Origin of the sequence: Nocardioides phosphati (assembly GCF_014646375.1) — a bacterium.
Lineage (GTDB): Bacteria > Actinomycetota > Actinomycetes > Propionibacteriales > Nocardioidaceae > Nocardioides > Nocardioides phosphati.
In genome coordinates this window covers 92,869-111,455 of record NZ_BMNI01000004.1, presented here as the reverse complement: position 1 = coordinate 111,455, position 18,587 = coordinate 92,869, and the positions used below count along the sequence as shown (strand labels likewise).

Below are 18,587 nucleotides of genomic sequence, written 5' to 3'. Positions count from 1 at the left end.
ACGATCAAGCGGTTCCGGAGGATTCGTCGGCGGCGACTGGAAGACTGCGCACCGTGAGCGTGACGAGCAAAGAAGCTGAGCGGACAGAACTCCACAAGACCATCTGGCGGATCGCCAACGACCTGCGCGGCAGCGTCGACGGGTGGGACTTCAAGACCTATGTCCTCGGCACGCTCTTCTACCGCTTCATCTCCGAGAACCTGACCGCGTACCTCGACGAGGCCGAGCGGCTGGCCGGCAACGAGGGTTTCGATTACCGCCGCCTGCCCAACGCCGACGCCGAGTTCGGCCGCGAGGAGACGGTCAAGGAGAAGGGCTTCTACATCCTGCCTGGCGACCTGTTCGCCAATGTGCGCGAGAAGGCACGCCACGACGAGAACCTCAACGAGACCCTGAGCCGCGTCTTCAAGAACATCGAAGGCTCAGCCGTCGGTGCGAACTCCGAGGACGACATCAAGGGCCTCTTCGACGATCTCGACGTCAACAGCAGCAAGCTCGGCCCCACGGTCGCCAAGCGCAACGAGAAGCTCGTCAAGCTGCTCGACGCGATCGGCGACCTCCCGCTCGGCGGCACCTTCCGCGAGAACAACAACGACCTGTTCGGCGACGCCTACGAATACCTCATGCAGATGTACGCCTCGGCGGCCGGCAAGTCCGGCGGGGAGTACTACACGCCCCAGGAAGTCGCCGAGCTCCTCGCCCGCATCACCGTCGTCGGCAAGACCGAGGTCAACAAGGTCTACGACCCGGCCTGCGGCTCGGGCTCGATGCTGCTGAAGTACGAGAAGGTCCTCGGCCACGGCAAGGTCCGCCAGGGCTACTTCGGCCAGGAGGTCAACCTGACCACCTACAACCTGTGCCGGATCAACATGTTCCTGCACGACATCCCGTACGAGAAGTTCGACGTCGCCCACGGCGACACCCTGATCGACCCGGCGCACTGGGACGATGAGCCGTTCGAGGCGATCGTGTCCAACCCGCCGTACTCGATCAAGTGGGACGGCGATGCCAACCCGCTGCTCATCAACGACCCGCGCTACGCCCCCGCTGGTGTCCTGGCGCCGAAGTCGAAGGCCGACCTGGCCTTCACGATGCACATCCTCAGCTGGCTCGCGGTCAACGGCACGGCGGCGATCGTTGAGTTCCCCGGCGTCCTCTATCGCGGCGGCGCCGAGCAGAAGATCCGCAAGTACCTCGTCGACAACAACTTCGTCGACGCAGTCATCCAGCTCCCGCCGGACCTCTTCTTCGGTACGACGATCGCGACCTGCGTGATCGTGCTCAAGAAGTCCAAGTCCGACAACAGGATCCTGTTCATCGACGGCTCCGCGTTGTTCAGCCGACAGGGCAACAAGAACAAGCTCACGACCGAGCACCAGCAGACTATCCTCGACGCGTTCGCCCACCGCGAGGACGTGCCGCACTTCGCGACCCTGGTCGACCACGCGGTGATCGCCGACAACGGCTACAACATCGCCGTCAGCTCCTACGTCGAAGCTGAGGACACCCGCGTCGCCGTCGACATAACCGAGCTCAACGCCGAGATCGCCCGGATCGTCGAGAATCAGTCTAAGCTCCGCGCCCAGATCGACGCGATCGTGGCCGACCTGGAAGGGGCCAACTGATGGACTCGATGCCGAACTGGGAAGGCTTCATGGCGCCGGTGCTTGATGTGCTGAGCGACGGTGTCGTGCGCGGACGAAGCGACATCAACGCTGCGGTCGTCGCTCGCGCTGCGCTCACTGAGGTGCAGACCAGCGAGGTGCTGGGCTCGGGTCAGCCCAAGTACGCCAACCGCATCGGCTGGGCCTTGTCGTTTCTGACGAACGTGGGGGCCTTGACGCGTCCGTCGCGTGGCCACTACACGATCACCGACGCCGGCAGGAACGTGCTTACGACGCATGTAGGTGATCTTCGGGAGCGTGACTTCAAGATGATGGCTGCTGACCCGAACTCCGGCATCACCGAGTACATCGCAAGCACCAAGACCGAATCGACCGCTTCCTCGGTCGGCCCCGACCAGGTCGACCTGGACCCGACCGAGCAGGTCGAGCAGGGGATCGCGCGGATCGACGATGCGGTCGCGTCGGAGCTTCTCGCACGTCTCCTGGGCAACTCGCCGACGTTCTTCGAGCACGCCGTCGTCAAGCTGCTGGTCGCCATGGGATACGGCGGAGCCGGCGGCGCGGCCAACGTTACGAAGCAGTCGGGCGACGGTGGCATCGACGGGGTCATCGACCAAGATGCCCTCGGACTGAGCCGCGTCTACATCCAAGCCAAGCGGTACGCGCTCGACAGCTCCGTCGGGCGGCCAGACCTACAGGCGTTCGTCGGAGCTCTCAGCGGAAAGGCCGACTCCGGCGTCTTCATCACGACAGCCAGGTTCTCGGTCGGTGCAGAGGCGTACGCACGCGAGATCCCGGCTCGGCTGATCCTCATTGACGGGTCTCGCCTGGTCCGCCTGATGATTCGCTACGGCGTCGGAATCCAGGTCAAGGACACCTACCGTGTCGTCGAGATCGACGAGGACTTCTTCGAATGAGCCGTATCGACGACCTCATCGCTGAGCATTGTCCTGGCGGCGTCGAGTTCCGAGCCCTTGGCGACGTTTGTGATGTCTTTAGTGGGTTCGCCTTTAGGTCGAGCCTTTTCAACGATAAAGGCGTAGGGCTCCCGCTGATCCGCATCCGCGATGTGAACTCGGGCGATTCCGGGACGTTCTATTCGGGTGAATACGACGAGCGCTATCTCGTTTCGACCGGCGACTTGCTTATAGGTATGGATGGCGACTTTCGGGCGGTTCGGTGGCAGCGGGGTCCAGCCTTGTTGAACCAGCGGGTCTGCCGGCTCCAGGAGCTTTCGCTCGATATAGAGCCGTCCTACCTCCACCACCTCGCCAAGGTTGTTGTTCAAACGATCCAAGACAGAACCGAGCAATCAACTGTTAAGCATTTGTCGTCGCGCGATCTGAAGGCCACCAAAATTCCGGTGCCGCCACTGGCGGTCCAGCGTGAAATTGCTGCCATCCTCGATCAAATGGAGACGCTGAAAGTCGAGCTTGAAGCCGAACTTGAAGCCGAACTTGAACAACGCTCCAGCCAGTATGCGTATTACCGCGATTCACTCTTGAATTCTGGCAACTCCGCCTGTCAGTGGCGAACTCTCTATGAAGTCGCAGCCGAATTTGGGCGAGGCAAGTCGAAGCATCGACCGCGAAACGATGCCAAACTTTATGGGGGGCCCTACCCGTTCATACAGACCGGGGACATCAGGAACAGCAGTCACCGGGTGACCGCGCATTCGCAGACGTACAGCGAGCTGGGCTTGGCCCAGAGTAAACTCTGGCCGCGGGGAACCGTGTGCATCACGATTGCTGCGAATATCGCTGAAACAGCAGTCTTGGACTTTGACGCCTGCTTCCCGGATAGCGTTGTAGGGTTGGTTCCTGACCCTTTGACGACCACCCCTGAGTACGTGGAGTATCTACTCCAATCGTTCAAGTCGACCTTGGCGTCGAGGGGACAAGGCAGCGCGCAAGAGAACATCAATCTGGCGACCTTCGAGCACGCGCGCTTTCCGTTTCCATCGCTCAAAGAGCAGGCCAGGATCGTCGCGATCCTGGACCGGTTTGATGCGCTCGTCAGCGACCTGTCGATTGGTCTCCCCGCCGAGATCGAGGCGCGCCGCAAGCAATACGAGTACTACCGCGACAGGTTGCTGACGTTCGAGGAAGCCGCGTGACCGAGTTCCCCGAGCTGGGCGCCGCCGGCAGCGCCACGCACTTCGAGCCGATCTCGGTGAGCGACGAGAGCACGGTCGTCGCCGAGTTCTCGCCCGACGCTGCAGATGGGTCTGGCTACCAGAGCGAGGCCGAGCTGGAGGCCGAGCTCGTCAGGCTCCTGCAGGGGCAGGCGTACGAGTACCTCCCGGTCACCAGCGCCTCAGCGCTGGAGGCGAACCTCCGCACCCAACTGGCGGCGTTGAACAAGATCGAGTTCTCCGATGCCGAATGGCAGCGGCTGTTCGCCGAGTCGATCGCCGGCAAGAACGACGGGATCGTCGAGAAGACCATGCGCATCCAGGCCGATCACATCCAGGTGCTCAAGCGCGACGACGGCACGGCCAAGAACATCTACTTGATCGATAAGGCCAACGTCCACAACAACCGGCTCCAGGTGATCAACCAATACGAGGTCGACGGCGCCCGGAGCAACCGCTACGACGTGACCGTGCTGGTCAACGGGCTGCCGATGGTGCACATCGAGCTCAAGCGTCGCGGGGTCGACATCCGGGAGGCGTTCAACCAGATCAACCGCTACCAGCGCGAGAGCTTCTGGGCCGACTCTGGGCTGTTCCAGTACGTCCAACTGTTCGTGATCAGCAACGGCACGCTGACGAAGTATTACTCCAACACCACCCGCGACCGGCACGTCAACGAGACGGTCGGTGGCAGGCGCGGGAAGAAGCAGTCGTCCAATACGTTCGAGTTCACGAGTTGGTGGGCGGACGCCAACAACCGAGCGATCGCTGACCTGACCGGGTTCACCAAGACGTTCTTCGCCAAGCACACGCTGCTCAACATCCTGACGAAGTACTGCGTGTTCGACGTCGACCGGAACCTGCTGGTGATGCGGCCATACCAGATCGTCGCGGCCGAGCGGATCCTCCAGCGGATCGAGACCTCCACCAACTACAGGCAGCTCGGCACTGTCGCTGCCGGCGGCTACGTCTGGCACACGACCGGATCCGGCAAGACGCTAACGTCGTTCAAGGCCGCGCAATTGGCGAGCAAGCTGACGTCCGTCGACAAGGTGCTGTTCGTCGTGGACCGCAAGGACCTCGACTACCAGACCCAGCGCGAGTACGACCGGTTCGAGAAGGGCGCCGTCGACGGCACCACCAACACCTCCCACCTCAAGCGGCGGCTCGAGGACCCGGCTTCGCGGATCATCGTCACCACGATCCAGAAGCTCGACCGCTTCATCAAGGCCAACGCCAAGCACGAGATCTACAGCGGGCACCTGGTCGTGATCTTCGACGAGTGCCACCGCAGCCAGTTCGGCGACATGCACGTGGCGATCACCAAGGCGTTCAAGAAGTACAACCTGTTCGGGTTCACCGGAACACCGATCTTCGCCGAGAACGCCGGCTCGAGCGGCAACCCGCAACTGCGCACCACCGAGCAGGCTTTCGGCGACAAGCTGCACACCTACACGATCGTCGACGCGATCAGCGACAAGAACGTCCTTCCGTTCCGCATCGACTACGTCAACACCCTCAAGATCCCGGACACGCTGACGGACAAGCAGGTCGCGGCCATCAACACCGAGGCGGCGCTCCTCAGCCCGGAGCGCGTCGGGGCCGTGACGTCGTACATCCTCGATCATTTCGACCAGAAGACCCGCCGCAACTCGACCTACAGGCTGGGGGAGAAGCGGGTCGCCGGCTTCAACTCCATGTTCGCCACCGCCTCGATCGACGCGGCCAAGCGCTACTACAAGGAGTTCGAGGAACAGCAGCGCGAGCGGGAGATCGCCAACCCGGCGTACCAGCCGCTCAAGGTCGGACTGATCTTCAGCTACGCCGCAAACGAGGACCTTGATGGCGGCCTCCTTGGCGAGGAGGAGTTCGAGACTCACGACCTCGACCAAAGCTCGCGCGACTTCCTCGAAGATGCGGTCCAGGACTACAACGGCATGTTCGGCACCAGCTTCGACACCTCGGCCGACCGCTTCCAGAACTACTACAAGGATCTGTCGCAGCGGCTGAAGAACCGGGAACTCGACCTCCTCATCGTCGTCAACATGTTCCTCACCGGCTTCGACGCCACCACCCTCAACACGCTGTGGGTCGACAAGAACCTGCGCTCCCACGGCCTGATCCAGGCCTACTCGCGCACCAACCGGATCCTGAACTCGGTCAAGACCTACGGCAACATCGTCAGCTTCCGCGACCTGGAGCAGGCCACCAACGACGCGCTCTCACTGTTCGGCAACAAGGACGCCCGCGGCGTCGTCCTGCTCAAGCCCTACGCCGATTACTACGGCGAGTACTCCAAGCTCGTCGCGGATCTCATCGCGCTGTTCCCGCTGGACTTGCCGATCGTCGGCGAGGCTGCGCAGAAGCAGTTCATCGCGCTCTTCGGGGCGATCCTGCGGCTGAGGAACATCCTCGTCTCGTTCGACGACTTCGCCGGCCACGAGCTGCTGTCCGAGCGGGAGTTCCAGGACTACCGCAGCATCTACCTCAACCTGTACGCCGAGTTCCGCAGCCAGGACGCGGCCGAGAAGGAGTCGATCAACGACGACGTCGTCTTCGAGATCGAGCTCATCAAACAGGTCGAGGTCAACGTCGACTACATCCTGCTTCTCGTCGAGCAGTGGCGTCAGGCCCGCGGCAACGGCTCCGACGTCGAGATGACGGCGCTGATGAACATCCAGCGCGCCATCGACTCCAGCATCACGCTGCGCAACAAGCGCGACCTCATCCTCGCGTTCGTGGACTCGGTCAACGTCAGCGACGACACCAGCGAGGACTGGCGCCGGTTCGTCGAGGCCAAGAAGACCGAGGAGCTCGAAGCGCTCATCGTGGCCGAGGGGCTAAAGCCCGACGAGACCCGTGCCTTCGTCGCGGAAGCCTTCCGGGACGGTGCGATCCCCACTGCGGGCACCGCCATCACGAAGATCCTGCCGCCCGTCTCCAGGTTCGCCGCCGGCGGCAACCATGCGCTGAAGAAGCAGAGCGTGCTCGACAAGCTCGCTGCCTTCTTCGACCGCTACTTTGGACTGACTTGATGTCGTCGCTGGACATCAGCTCTGTTCTTGCTGCCCTAGCTGCCAAGCGACCAGTGTTCCACTCGGAAGCGGACTTCCAGTTTGCCTTCGCCTGGCAGGTTCGTGCCATCCACGACGTCGAGGTCAGGTTGGAGACTCACCCTCGTCCTCTGGTGAACCTCGACGTTCAGTTGAACTGGCCAGACGGGCGTCGCACGGCAATCGAGCTGAAGTACAAGACGCGGCTGTGGGTCGGGGACGTGGAGGGTGAGCACTTCGCGCTCAAGGACCAGGGCGCCAACGACATCGGCGGTTACGACTTCCTCAAGGACGTTGAGCGCGTCGAGACCTTCGTTGATGCGGCTCCGGGATGGGACGGGCTGGCCGTCATGATCACCAATCTTGCGACCTACTGGAATCCCGCGTCCCACGGCCGTGCGACCAATGCGGATGCCTTCCGGCTCCACCAGGGCCGCGCAGTGGCAGGCGAACTGAATTGGCGGAATCTCGGTGGAACCCAAGCCCAGCGGCCGAACCCAATCAGGCTGCGAGATGGCTACCTGCTGCACTGGACGGACTACTCCCGCGTCGACGCCAGCGCCGCAGGAACATTTCGCTCCCTTGTAGTCCCCGTCGGAAGAGCGGTGGGCCCCGCGCGCCTCGGATGATCTGAACTAGCGTTCAGCCAGCTTGTTGACCGAGTCGCGGAGGGCGTCCTCGCCGGCTCGGACGTAGTGGTTGAGGACGGTGGTGAGCTTGTCGCCGAGGTACTGGGCGACGACCTCCCAGGGCTCGCCGAGCTCGTCGTGGAACCACTTGGTCGCGGCGTGGTGGCGGAGGTTGCGGTAGACGATCGTCCGCGGCCAGGCGTTGTCGGGATCGTTCGTCTCTACCCACGCGCGCACGCGGTGCCAGCGTTCGTTGTGCATCTCGGGCTTCGCGGGCAGGCCGGTGACGGTGTCGACGAAGAGCCACAGCTCGTCCTCGGGCGGGACCGGGTAGTTCCACCAGGCGAGGTTCTTGTCCTTCTCGCGAGTCGCCAGCGAGGCGCGGCGCTGACGCTCGACCTCCTGCGCATTGATGACCTGCTGGAGCGACGACTTGGCAGGCAGGCCGAGCAGCTCCTTAGCGCGGGGGAGGAGCTCGTCGTGCATGAGCGACTTGGGCAACGGGACCTCGTGGAGGCTGTGGTTCTTGACCGGGCCGCGGAATCCGACTGCTTTGCGTGGGGTGATCCACGAGCCGTTGACATGGACGTAGCCGCGGTCGAAGAACACGTCGATCGCGCGGAGCGCGTTCTGCTCCCCGAGGCGCAGGCCGCCGAACCCGGCCACGCGGATCTTCGTCCCGAGCAACGGGAGGCGGGTCATCAGCGGGTCGGTCCCGTCAGGACCACACAGCTTGTCGGCGGCATCGGCCATCGCCTTCACCTGGCGGGTCTCCGGGCGCAGGCGGGGGTCGACGTACTGCGCCGTTGCCCCGTGCAGCACATGGGCGCGCCCGATCTCCAAACCGTCCAGTGGGTCGATGCTCCGGTCGAGCCAGCCAAGGCGCCACGCGAGTTTCCGCATCGCGGCGAGTTGGCCGCGGAGGTCCTCGCGGCCACGCTGGGAGAAGAGCGTCTTGCTGCCCTTCTCCATCACCTTGCGGCTGTGCTCGACGCGCCACTTCGTCACCGGCACATCGCCGATGGTCGGCAGGATGTGGGCGTTGAGTCGCGACTCGCGACCTTCCAGAGTGCGCGGCTGCTTGCCTCGCTCACGACTGTCGCGCAGGTACTCCTCCCCGAGCATCCGGATCGTTCGCGACGCGCGCACATCAGCGCCGACGGGCGTCGCCTGCTCGGTGTCGAGTGCCGCCTCGGCCTGGGCGAAGATCTTGCGGGCCTCATCTTCGGAGGCAGCGCGGCGCAGCACCCGCTTCCACGGCTCGCCCTCGCCGGCGGGAGCACGGAAGAACACCTGGAACTTGTTGCTGCCCGCGCCGGGGGCGTAGAGCCGCACCCGCCACGGCCGGGTGCTGCCGCCGAGGGTGCGCGGCTTGCCCTGCGCGAGCAGCTTCGGCTGAGAACGCGTTGCCACGAGACCTCCTACGCTGGAAGAACCATCGTACGCTGGTTTCGTGCATCACTCTCGTGCATCACTCAAGGAAAAATGATGCACGTGCCACTCATAAGGAGTCACAGGAATGGCCAATCGCCTCGCCTCGGCAACGAGCCCCTATTTGCTCCAACACGCGGAGAATCCAGTGGATTGGTGGGAGTGGGGACCCGAAGCCTTCGCTGAAGCAAGACGCCGTGATGCACCAGTTCTCCTGTCAATCGGCTACGCCGCCTGTCACTGGTGCCACGTGATGGCGCACGAGTCCTTCGAGGACGAGGCGACCGCGGCGCTGATGAACGAGTTCTTCGTCAACATCAAGGTCGACCGCGAGGAGCGTCCCGACGTCGACGCGGTCTACATGGCCGCGACGCAGGCGATGACCGGCCACGGCGGCTGGCCGATGACCTGCGTGCTCGACCACGAGGGCCGGCCCTTCTTCGCCGGCACCTACTTCCCCGACCAGCCGCGGCACGGGCAGCCGGCGTTCCGGCAGGTGCTCACGTCGCTGGCCGACGCCTGGTTCAAGAAGCCGGACGACGTCGCCCAGGCCGCCGCCTCGGTCGCGGCGCACCTGCAGCAGGCAGCCGTCTCGGCCTCCGCGACCCTCGGCCCGGAGGACCTCGACCTCGCCGTACGCGGCCTGGCCTCCGAGTTCGACCCGCAGGCCGGCGGCTTCGGCGGCGCGCCGAAGTTCCCGCCCTCGATGGTCCTCGAGTTCCTCCGCCGGTACGTCGACGCGCGTGGCTCCGCCTCGGCAGCTGCCGACGACGAGCTGGTCCGCCAGGCCCGCCACATGCTCGTGCGCACGCTGCACGCGATGGCCGGCTCCGGCATGTACGACCAGATCGGCGGTGGCTTCGCGCGGTACGCCGTCGACCGCGGCTGGGTCGTGCCGCACTTCGAGAAGATGCTCTACGACAACGCCCAGCTGCTCGGCGTCTATGCGCGGCGAGACAGCGACCTGAGCCGCCGCGTCGCGCAGGAGACCGCCGACTTCCTGCTCCGCGAGCTGCTCACGCCCGAGGGCGGGTTCGCCTCCGCGCTCGACGCCGACTCGCTGGACGCCGAGGGTCACCTGGAGGAGGGCGCCTTCTACGCGTGGACCCCCGCGCAGCTCGTCGAGGCCCTCGGCCACGACCGGGGCGCCTGGGCCGCGGAGCTCTTCGGGGTGACCGAGGACGGGACCTTCGAGAAGGGCACGTCGACCCTCCAGCTGCGTCACGCGCCGACCACCTCGGGCGAGCTGGCCCGCCTCTCCGAGGTGAAGGCGCGGCTCCTCGACGCCCGCGAGCTCCGCCCCCGCCCGCACCGCGACGACAAGGTCGTCGCTGCCTGGAACGGCCTCGCGATCAGTGGCTTCTGCGCCGCCGGCACGATGCTCGACCGGCCCGACTACGTCGACGCGGCCGTCGGTGCCGCCCGGCTCCTGCTCGAGGTGCACCTGGTCGACGGCCGCCTCCGCCGCGTCTCCCGCGACGGCGCGGTCGGCGCCCACGCGGGCGTTCTCGAGGACCACGCCTGCGTGGCGCAGGGCTTCCTCGACCTGCTCCAGGCGACCGGTGACCCGGCCTGGCTCGGTCACGCGCGCGGGCTGCTCGACACCGCGCTCGAGCGGTTCCGGGCCGAGGACGGCGGCTTCTTCGACACCGCCGCCGACGCCGAGGCACTGGTCACCCGCCCGCGCGAGTACGCCGACAACGCGAGCCCCTGCGGTCAGTCGGCGATGGTGCACGCGCTCTCCACCTTCGCTGCGATCACGGGGGAGGGGCGCTACCGGACGGCCGCCGAGGAGACGCTGGCCGTGCTCGGCCCGCTGGCCACCCGTGCCCCGCGCTTCGCCGGCTGGGCGCTGGCCGCAGCCGAGACGATGTTCGCTGGCCCCGAGGAGATCGTGGTGGTCGGCGAGCCCGGCCCCGACCGCGATGCCCTGGCCCTCGCCGCCCGCCGGCGGCCGGGTGCGGTCGTCCTCGTGGCGACGCCCGCGGAGACCGGGCCCGAGGCTGCTCTCGACCTGCTGCGCCACCGGCCGACGGTCGGGGGCCGCGCGACGGCGTACGTCTGTCGGGGGATGGTCTGCGAGCAGCCGGTCACCGACCCGGCGGACCTCGCCTGACCGGCCTCAGCCCAGCGTCGCGGGGTCGACGTGGTCGCGGGTGACCAGCACGTACTCCGCGAGCATGTCGCCGAGCAGCGCGCCGCCCTCGATGTCGCTGGGCACGTGACCGGCCATGTAGATGCGCGACCAGTCGATCTCGTCCTCCATCCAGCGGTACTCCGCGTCCATGTGCGGGGCGAAGTGCGCCAGGTAGGTGCGTGAGGCGGCGGCCGCACTCGCGTGGCGCGACGGGTACGAGCAGGGGCAGGTCTGCCCCGCCTTGACCTGGTGGTCCGGGCGGAGCGACGGCTCCAGCACGTACGGCGCCGAGACGCCGAACCGCGTGCCGAGCGTGTCGGCGGCCTTCTTGGAGAGCTTCAGCAGCAGCTTCTCGTCGGCCTTGCGCTGGTGGCCCGCGGACGCCGTCAGCCACTCGCGCTGGTCGTGGGCGTAGAGCTTCCAGACGTCCTTCTTGCCGTGCGCCTCGAGCCACGTCGCGGCCTTCACACCGGCCGCCGTGCGCTCGTGGGCCAGCCGTTCCTCGCCGGGCAGCTCCTTCGCCCGGTCCTTCGGCGGTGCGGGGAACGCCGTCAGCAGCCACTTCTGGAAGCCGGTGTCGTCGGCCTTCCGGCCGTGCCCGCGCCACCAGTCCGCCATCGCCTCGTGGGCGCGCGCGGCCTGAGGTACGACGAGCGGGTCGACCGGAGCGAGGGCGCGGTCGGCGAAGAGCCGCGGGGCGGGGTCCGCCTCGATCGTGTCCTTGGCCGAGAGGCTGCCCGCCCCGGTCAGCAGGGGCAGGAGCGCGCACACGGCCAGCGCGACGATCGCGACGACTGCGACGACGAGGTAGCGGCGGCGGGGGAGCCTCATGCGCTGATCCGTTCGAGGTGGAGGGCGGTGCCGGTCAGCCGGTGCACGTCGTTGGCGGGCACGTGGTCGTGCAGCAGCGAGGCGGTCGCGGCGTACTTGCTGAAGGAGCGGGGGCGCTGGCCCAGCCGGCGCAGCACGAGGTCGGCCAGCGACGGCGAGGCGCCCGACTTGGTCTCCACGAGCACGAAGCCCGGATCGAGCCGCACGCGCCCGGCCGGGCCTGTGGCGACCAGGTGCGCGTCGAGCGTCACGCGGCTGCCGCCGGCCAGGTCGACCAGGGTTGCGCGCTCGTAGGTCATCTCGACCGTCGGCTCGAGGGACGGCACGCCCGGCACGGCCGCCTCGCGCAGCGCCTGCTCGAGGAACGCCGCCTCCTCGTCGCCGAAGCGGCCGAAGCGGTCCGGTCCGACCGTCGTCTGCACCTTCACCGTGCCGCCGCGCGGCTCCTTGGTCTTCACCTCGAAGCGGCAGAGGCCGTCCTCGACGTACAGCCGCGAGCGGGCCTTGAAGCGGCGCCGGCGGCGCTGGATGTGGTCGCGCACGCAGAGCAGGTCCCCGGTGTCGACGTACTGCGTGCGGTACGTCGTGCTGGTCCGGCCGGCGACGCTCAGCACGTGGTGGGTGGCTGCGAGCTGCTCGACCAGCCGGTGCACGACGGGGCGGGGCACGACGTACTTGCGGTCGGTGCGCTCGAGGAGGGCGGCGCACGCCATCACCTCGTCGAGGGAGGCCCGGCGCAGCAGGGTGAGGCCGAGGTCGTCAGGCATGGTCGACGCTCTTCCCGGGCCGGTCGATGTCCTCAGGTGTCCACGGGTCGCCGGGGTCGAGGCGGTAGCGGACGGAGACCCGTGTGGTGTCGCGGACGTGGTCGACGTCCTCCACGACCAGGTCGATGATCCCGGCCGGGAGCTGGTGCGCCGCGTCGTCGCGGATGAGGGAGCCGTCGAGATAGGCACGGTCCAGCGTCACCCGCATGACGCGCGTGTGCGGCCGCGTGCGGGACTCGTCGGCGACGGCGAGCACGGCCACGAGGAGAACGTCGACGACGAGGACGACGCTCAGGGGTGCGGCGAGCAGGCCGTTGACCAGGCCGAGGACGAGCGCCACGAACGTGTACGCCATGTCCTGCAGCGTGAACGCCTCCGACCGCAGCCGGACCAGGCTGAGCAGGCCGAAGAGCCCGAAGCCCACGCCCGCCGGGATGTCCTGCCCCGCGATGACGACGACGGTCGAGAAGAGCCCGAGGTTGAGCGCGGCGAAGACGAGCGGCATCTCGGGAGCGGAGACCCGGCGCCGGTAGAGCAGGCCGGCGGTCACGAGCAGGCACAGGACGTCGACGCCGAGTCGGACGCCCAGGGGGAGCACGTGGGAGAGGTCCATCCGCCGACCGTAGGAAACGCTCCGTGAACGGAGCATGAACGCCGCGCGGGGGTGGGCACACTGGAGGCATGGAGCCCGAGGCACGGAGCCAGCAGTCACCGATCCCGCACCAGCCGCGCCGGTTCTTCGACGGCGGGGTGGCGCCGACGGCGGACCAGCCCGAGGTCCCGCCGGACGACCTGGCCGACCCGCGGATCGTCCTCGAGCGGCACCTCGACCCGCAGGGCCGCGAGCGGTTCCTCATGCTCCGCCGCATCGGCTACCTCGACCGCGTCTTCGGGCCGCTGCTCGTCCCCGCGCGCGCCGACTTCCTGACCGACCTCGCCTCCGTGCCGGCGGTCTTCACCTGGCTGGTCCCCAAGACCGGTGCGCACCTCCCGGCGGCGCTGCTCCACGACGGCCTGGTCCGGCAGGGCGCCTACGTGTCGGCCGAGGGCCACCCGGTGACGCTGACCCGCGTCGACGCCGACCGTGTCTTCCGCGACGGGATGGCCGACACCGGCACCCCGCTCGTACGCCGCTGGCTGGTGTGGGCGGCCGTCACCACCAACACGCTGTGGCTGGGGCGCAACAACGGCTGGTCGCCCGCGCAGCGGTGGCGCTACCGGCTGGCCGTCGTCGGCACGCTCGGCCTGATCGCGGTGCTCGGCGTGCTCTCCACGCTCGACCTCTTCGACGTCATCGCCGTCGTGCCGTGGATGGGTCACGGCCCCTTCCTGGCGGAGCTGGCGCGCGGGGCGGCCGTCGCCGTCGTGCTGCCGGCGCTGCTCGGGCTGCTCTGGGGGCGGTTCCGCATCGCCGGCTGGATCATGTGCATCGGCCTGGCGCTCCTGCTCCACGTCACGATCGCGCTCGTGCTGCTCACCGGGCTCTACTGGCTCACCGAGAAGGTGGCCGCTCTCTTCGTCCCGCACTCACCTGGCGTCAGTCGCAGCCGCGCCGGGTGAGCGCCCACGGGTCGCCGGCCGGCACGAGGGTCAGCCGCGCGCCCGAGTCGTCGACGTAGACGGCCGTGTCGCCCGCGACGGCGACCGTCCCGGTGAGCTCCGCCGTGCCGGTCGTGCCCGGCCGCGGAAGGGCGAGGCGCCGCGGCACCGGGCCACCCCAGCCGAACTGGTCCTCGCGCACGACGTCCCACCGCCGGCCGCCCACCGGCACGGGCTCGACCCAGCAGTGCCCCACCGTCAGCGTCACGGGCACGGACGGCGTCGCGACGGTGCGCCAGCGCTCGTGGTCCTCGCACTGCTCGAGCCCGTCGACGAACCACGCGCGCCCGGCCACCGGCCGGCGCATCCGCGTCCACTCCAGCCGCGTGTGTGCCGAGCCGCCGTCGCGGACGAACCAGACCTGCCGCCTCGACCGGTCGACCACCGGCCTGCCGAGCTGCTTCGACCAGGCGGTCAGCAGCTCCGTGAAGGACCGGTCACCGCTGTCGTCCAGCTGCAGCACCGTCGGCTCGCCGTCGGGGCAGGTCACCCCGGTCGGCAGCGGGCCGGCCGTGTGCGAGGAGGCGACCGGCGCGGTGGGGTTCGCCAGCGGCCGCGTCGACCCCTCCGAGCAGCCAGCCAGCGGAGCGAGAAGGAGCAGGGTGATCAGCGCGCGCATGCCGGTACGACGCCCGGTCGCGCGCCGTGGTTCCGCGCGGGAAGCGTCAGCGCAGCGAGTAGGTCGCGATCGAGACCGCGATGTAGTGGCAGACGAACGCCAGCACGGTCATCAGGTGGAAGACCTCGTGGAAGCCGAACCACGTGGGAGACGGGTTGGGCCGCTTGGTGGCGTAGACCACGGCGCCGAGGGAGTAGATCACGCCGCCGGCGGCGATGAGCGTGAAGGTCGAGACGTTGACCCACGTCGGGAACTGGTGGGCGCCCTGGTGGAACTGCGGGATGAAGAAGACCGCCAGCCAGCCCATGACGACGTACAGCATCGAGACCCAGCGGGGAGCGTGGGGCCAGCCGATCTTGAAGATCAGGCCGGCGAGGGCGCATCCCCAGGCGACGCCGATCATCGTCCAGCGCGGTCCGCCGTGGAGGTAGAGGAAGGCGATGGGCGTGTAGGTGCCGGCGATGAAGACGTAGATGTTGGCGTGGTCGAACCGTCGCCAGAAGGCCCACATCCGCGGCGCCCAGGTGCCGCGGTGGTAGATGCCCGAGACGCCGAAGAGGAGCAGCGCGCTCGCGGCGTAGATCGAGGAGCCGACCTTGGTGATGGTCGTCGGCGACAGCACGATCAGGACGGCGAACGCCGCGGTGAGCAGCGGGATCATGCCTGCGTGGAGCCAGCCCCGCAGGTGTGGCTTGAGCTCGTCGAGCTTGTCGGAGACGGCCTCGATGGCGCGGTCGCGGGCCTCGCTCGCCTTGTCACGCGCGTTGCTCGCGACACCGACGGCGCGGTCGCGGGCGTTGCCGGCCCGGTCGACGGCCCGGTCGACGACCGCTTCGGCCCGCTCCTTGGCGGCGCCGCGACGGCTCTGCGGAGCGTCGTCGTGGTCTGGGCGGGTCGTCTGGTTCACGGGGCAAGGGTAGCGACGCCGGTAGCATCATCTGCGTGGGAGCCACCAACGATCGGGTCATGCGCGCGCGCCAGCGCGTCAAGCGCCTGCTCTACCCGGCGTACGAGGCGCGGATCACCCGTTTCCTGCCCGACGAGGCCCTCCCCAAGCACGTCGGCGTGATGCTCGACGGCAACCGTCGCTGGGCCAAGGCGGTCGGTCGCGACACCGCCCACGGGCACCGTGCGGGTGCCGCCAACATCGAGCCGCTGCTCGGCTGGTGCGAGGAGTTCGGCATCGAGGTGGTCACCCTGTGGCTGCTCTCGACCGACAACCTCAACCGTCCCGAGCAGGAGCTCGTCCCGCTCCTCGGCATCATCGAGGAGGCCGTCGCCTCCCTCGTCGACCAGCGTCGCTGGCGGATCCACCCGGTGGGCGCGCTCGACCTGCTCCCCGCGCGCACGGCGCAGCGCCTCAAGGAGGCCGAGGAGGCGACCCGCGACGTCGACGGCATGCTCGTCAACGTCGCCGTCGGCTACGGCGGCCGCCAGGAGATCGCCGACGCGGTGAAGTCGATGCTCGTCGACGCCTCCGCCCGCGGCCTCTCCATCGACGAGGTCGCCCAGACCCTCGACGTCGAGCACATCGCCGAGCACCTCTACACCAAGGGTCAGCCCGACCCCGACCTCGTGATCCGCACGTCGGGTGAGCAGCGGCTCGGTGGTTTCCTGCTCTGGCAGAGCGCCAAGAGCGAGTTCTACTTCTGCGAGGCGCTGTGGCCGGAGTTCCGCCGCGTCGACTTCATCCGCGCCCTCCGTGCGTACGCCGCCCGCGAGCGCCGCTTCGGCGCCTGAGGCTCTGCTGCAGGCCGCCCGGCGGCGCTGCCTCCGGGAGGGCCTGCCCGGTGGCGTGGCCTCCGAGGGTGGTGATGGGGCGTGCGGGAAGGACCGCAGGCGGGCTCCTGCCCGGCACTTGAGGGTGTTGGCGAGCGCAGCGAGCGAGCCCGAAGCCGGGTTGGGGGCCGGCGGAGGTCCCGTCCGGCAGGCACCTCCCGCACCACGCGTCACAGGCCTGCGTGACGGCCCGATGAACGACCCGCGCACGCGGGCGTGTCGCCACAACCGGCTGGGGTACCGGACGTACGTTCACCTCAATGGCGAGTGGGGAAGCTCGCCTCACCGGAAGGCCCGCAACGTGAGTGATCACGGACTGACTGCCCGACAGCACCGCTGGTGCTGCCGTGTGGAAAGGGGCCGGCACTCCGGCCTGCAGACCGCCCGGTCCATCCAGCTGAGCTAGGACCGGCGCGGAGTGCGCACGCTGGTTGACGAGGGGTAGTCGTGGCCACGAGCAGCACCCGCACCAGCGCCAAGTCCACGTCGTCGGAGACCGCCACCACGCGGCGTACGACGAAGAAGCAGGCCGTCCGCACCTACGTGCTCGACACCAGCGTCCTGCTGGCCGACCCCGGGGCGCTGAAGCGCTTCGAGGAGCACGAGGTCGTGATCCCGGTCGTCGTGATCACCGAGCTGGAGGGGAAGCGGCACCACCCCGAGCTCGGCTACTTCGCGCGCTCGGCCCTGCGCTCCCTCGACGACCTGCGGGTCAAGCACGGCCGGCTCGACCAGGCGGTGCCGATCGGCGACGACGGCGGCACGCTGCGGGTGGAGCTCAACCACACGAACCCCGAGTCGCTCCCGTCCGGCTTCCGGCTCGGTGACAACGACACCCGGATCCTCGCCGTGGCGAAGAACCTCAGCGACGAGGGCTGCGACGTCACCCTCGTCTCGAAGGACCTTCCGCTCCGCATCAAGGCCAGCTCGGTCGGCCTCGACGCGCAGGAGTACCGCAGCGAGCAGATCCACGAGTCCGACACCGGCTACTCCGGCATGGCGGAGATCGAGGTCGGTGCCGACGCCCTCGACGAGCTGTACGACGACGGCGTGGTCGACCTCGACGCCGCCAAGGACATGCCCTGCCACACGGGCCTGGTCATGCTCTCCGACCGCGGCACCGCGCTGGGCCGTGTGGGTGCCGACAAGCAGGTCCACCTGGTCCGCGGCGACCGCGAGGCGTTCGGCCTGCACGGCCGGTCGGCGGAGCAGCGGATCGCGCTGGAGATGCTGCTCGACCCCGAGGTCGGCATCGTCTCCCTCGGGGGTCGGGCCGGCACCGGCAAGTCGGCGCTCGCCCTCTGTGCGGGCCTGGAGGCCGTGATGGAGCGCCGCCAGCACAAGAAGGTCGTCGTCTTCCGCCCGCTCTTCGCGGTCGGCGGCCAGGAGCTCGGCTACCTGCCCGGCAGCGCCGAGGAGAAGATGGGCCCGTGGGGCCAGGCGGTCTTCGACACGCTCGGCGCGATCACCTCGCAGGACGTGGTCGACGAGATCCTCGACCGCGGCATGCTCGAGGTGCTCCCGCTGACCCACATCCGCGGCCGCTCGCTCCACGACGCCTACGTGATCGTCGACGAGGCGCAGTCGCTGGAGCGCAACGTGCTGCTCACGGTGCTCTCCCGCATCGGCGCCAACTCGAAGGTGGTCCTCACCCACGACGTCGCCCAGCGCGACAACCTGCGGGTGGGCCGCCACGACGGCATCGTCGCCGTCGTCGAGAAGCTGAAGGGCCACCCGCTCTTCGCCCACGTGACGCTGACCCGGTCCGAGCGCTCGCCGATCGCGGCCCTCGTGACGGAGATGCTCGAGCACGTGACCATGTGACGGGACCCGTGTGACTCATGTGAGGGGAGTGGCGCCGATCGCCTGGAATCGGTGTCGCTCCCCTCACAGTCCGGCGCGTTCGACTTGGTGCTGACGGGCCTTTCCTGCATGGTGGTACTTCGTCTTCGGGCCGCCCGCGCTGTGATCCAGCTCCGGGCG

Annotated in this window: 15 protein-coding genes; 9 read left to right on the top strand and 6 right to left on the bottom strand. The window is 68.1% G+C overall.

Features of this window, described 5'->3' with window-relative positions; translation table 11 throughout:
• The first annotated feature begins 53 nt into the window (after positions 1-53).
• The 5 genes from IEX47_RS09840 to IEX47_RS09820 are packed head-to-tail and all read left to right on the top strand — an operon-like array spanning position 54 to position 7,441.
• The gene (locus IEX47_RS09840) at positions 54-1,625 is read left to right on the top strand and encodes a type I restriction-modification system subunit M (protein WP_188783840.1); all 1,572 of its coding nucleotides are present in this window, start codon (positions 54-56) and stop codon (positions 1,623-1,625) included.
• Positions 1,625-2,542: a restriction endonuclease gene (locus IEX47_RS09835; RefSeq protein ID WP_188783839.1), complete on the top strand. Its 918-nt coding sequence runs from the start codon at positions 1,625-1,627 to the stop codon at positions 2,540-2,542. The genes IEX47_RS09840 and IEX47_RS09835 overlap by 1 nt, the downstream gene beginning before the upstream one ends.
• Entirely contained in the window at positions 2,539-3,741 is a 1,203-nt protein-coding gene (locus tag IEX47_RS09830; RefSeq protein ID WP_188783838.1) for a restriction endonuclease subunit S, read from the top strand. The genes IEX47_RS09835 and IEX47_RS09830 overlap by 4 nt, the downstream gene beginning before the upstream one ends.
• Positions 3,738-6,794, top strand: a complete 3,057-nt coding sequence (locus IEX47_RS09825; RefSeq protein ID WP_229662774.1) for a type I restriction endonuclease subunit R — start codon at positions 3,738-3,740, stop codon at positions 6,792-6,794. The genes IEX47_RS09830 and IEX47_RS09825 overlap by 4 nt, the downstream gene beginning before the upstream one ends.
• On the top strand, positions 6,794-7,441 hold the full coding sequence (locus IEX47_RS09820; RefSeq protein ID WP_188783837.1) for a hypothetical protein: 648 nt from the start codon (positions 6,794-6,796) through the stop codon (positions 7,439-7,441). Before IEX47_RS09825 ends, IEX47_RS09820 begins: the two co-directional genes overlap by 1 nt.
• A 6-nt stretch (positions 7,442-7,447) precedes the next feature.
• On the opposite strand, the gene IEX47_RS09815 is transcribed toward IEX47_RS09820, so the two are convergent.
• Entirely contained in the window at positions 7,448-8,854 is a 1,407-nt protein-coding gene (locus tag IEX47_RS09815) for a site-specific integrase (RefSeq protein WP_188783836.1), read from the bottom strand.
• A 106-nt stretch (positions 8,855-8,960) separates the two neighbouring features.
• Between IEX47_RS09815 and IEX47_RS09810 the strand changes: the two genes are divergently transcribed.
• Positions 8,961-10,988, top strand: a complete 2,028-nt coding sequence (locus tag IEX47_RS09810; protein ID WP_188783835.1) for a thioredoxin domain-containing protein — start codon at positions 8,961-8,963, stop codon at positions 10,986-10,988.
• A 6-nt stretch (positions 10,989-10,994) separates the two neighbouring features.
• Here the strand turns inward: IEX47_RS09810 and IEX47_RS09805 are convergent, their stop codons facing one another.
• From IEX47_RS09805 to IEX47_RS09795, 3 genes are read right to left on the bottom strand one after another with little or no spacing between them, the layout of a single operon-like run.
• The gene (locus IEX47_RS09805) at positions 10,995-11,840 is read right to left on the bottom strand and encodes a phosphatase PAP2 family protein (protein WP_188783834.1); all 846 of its coding nucleotides are present in this window, start codon (positions 11,838-11,840) and stop codon (positions 10,995-10,997) included.
• A complete protein-coding gene (locus IEX47_RS09800; RefSeq protein WP_188783833.1) occupies positions 11,837-12,607 on the bottom strand; it encodes a polyphosphate polymerase domain-containing protein in 771 nt (256 codons plus the stop codon). Before IEX47_RS09800 ends, IEX47_RS09805 begins: the two co-directional genes overlap by 4 nt.
• Positions 12,600-13,220 carry a DUF4956 domain-containing protein gene (locus IEX47_RS09795; RefSeq protein ID WP_188783832.1) on the bottom strand — a complete coding sequence of 207 codons (621 nt, stop codon included), beginning with the start codon at positions 13,218-13,220 and terminating at the stop codon, positions 12,600-12,602. The genes IEX47_RS09800 and IEX47_RS09795 overlap by 8 nt, the downstream gene beginning before the upstream one ends.
• 68 nt (positions 13,221-13,288) lie before the next feature.
• On the opposite strand from IEX47_RS09795, the gene IEX47_RS09790 reads away from it, so the two are divergent.
• Positions 13,289-14,167 (top strand): DUF1353 domain-containing protein, encoded by an 879-nt coding sequence (locus IEX47_RS09790; RefSeq protein ID WP_188783831.1) that lies wholly within the window; start codon positions 13,289-13,291, stop codon positions 14,165-14,167.
• On the opposite strand, the gene IEX47_RS09785 is transcribed toward IEX47_RS09790, so the two are convergent.
• Both IEX47_RS09785 and trhA read right to left on the bottom strand, forming a co-directional pair.
• Positions 14,145-14,825, bottom strand: a complete 681-nt coding sequence (locus IEX47_RS09785; RefSeq protein ID WP_188783830.1) for a hypothetical protein — start codon at positions 14,823-14,825, stop codon at positions 14,145-14,147. The two genes, IEX47_RS09790 and IEX47_RS09785, sit on opposite strands and share 23 nt — an antisense overlap.
• Positions 14,826-14,871: 46 nt before the next feature.
• Positions 14,872-15,732 carry a PAQR family membrane homeostasis protein TrhA gene (gene trhA / locus IEX47_RS09780; protein WP_188783829.1) on the bottom strand — a complete coding sequence of 287 codons (861 nt, stop codon included), beginning with the start codon at positions 15,730-15,732 and terminating at the stop codon, positions 14,872-14,874.
• A 59-nt stretch (positions 15,733-15,791) separates the two neighbouring features.
• Here trhA and IEX47_RS09775 point away from each other — a divergent pair, with 59 nt between their 5' ends.
• Positions 15,792-16,565 (top strand): isoprenyl transferase, encoded by a 774-nt coding sequence (locus IEX47_RS09775; protein WP_188784044.1) that lies wholly within the window; start codon positions 15,792-15,794, stop codon positions 16,563-16,565.
• A 486-nt stretch (positions 16,566-17,051) separates the two neighbouring features.
• Entirely contained in the window at positions 17,052-18,428 is a 1,377-nt protein-coding gene (gene phoH2, locus IEX47_RS09770) for an RNA 5'-3' helicase PhoH2 (protein ID WP_188783828.1), read from the top strand.
• Positions 18,429-18,587 lie beyond the last annotated feature (159 nt).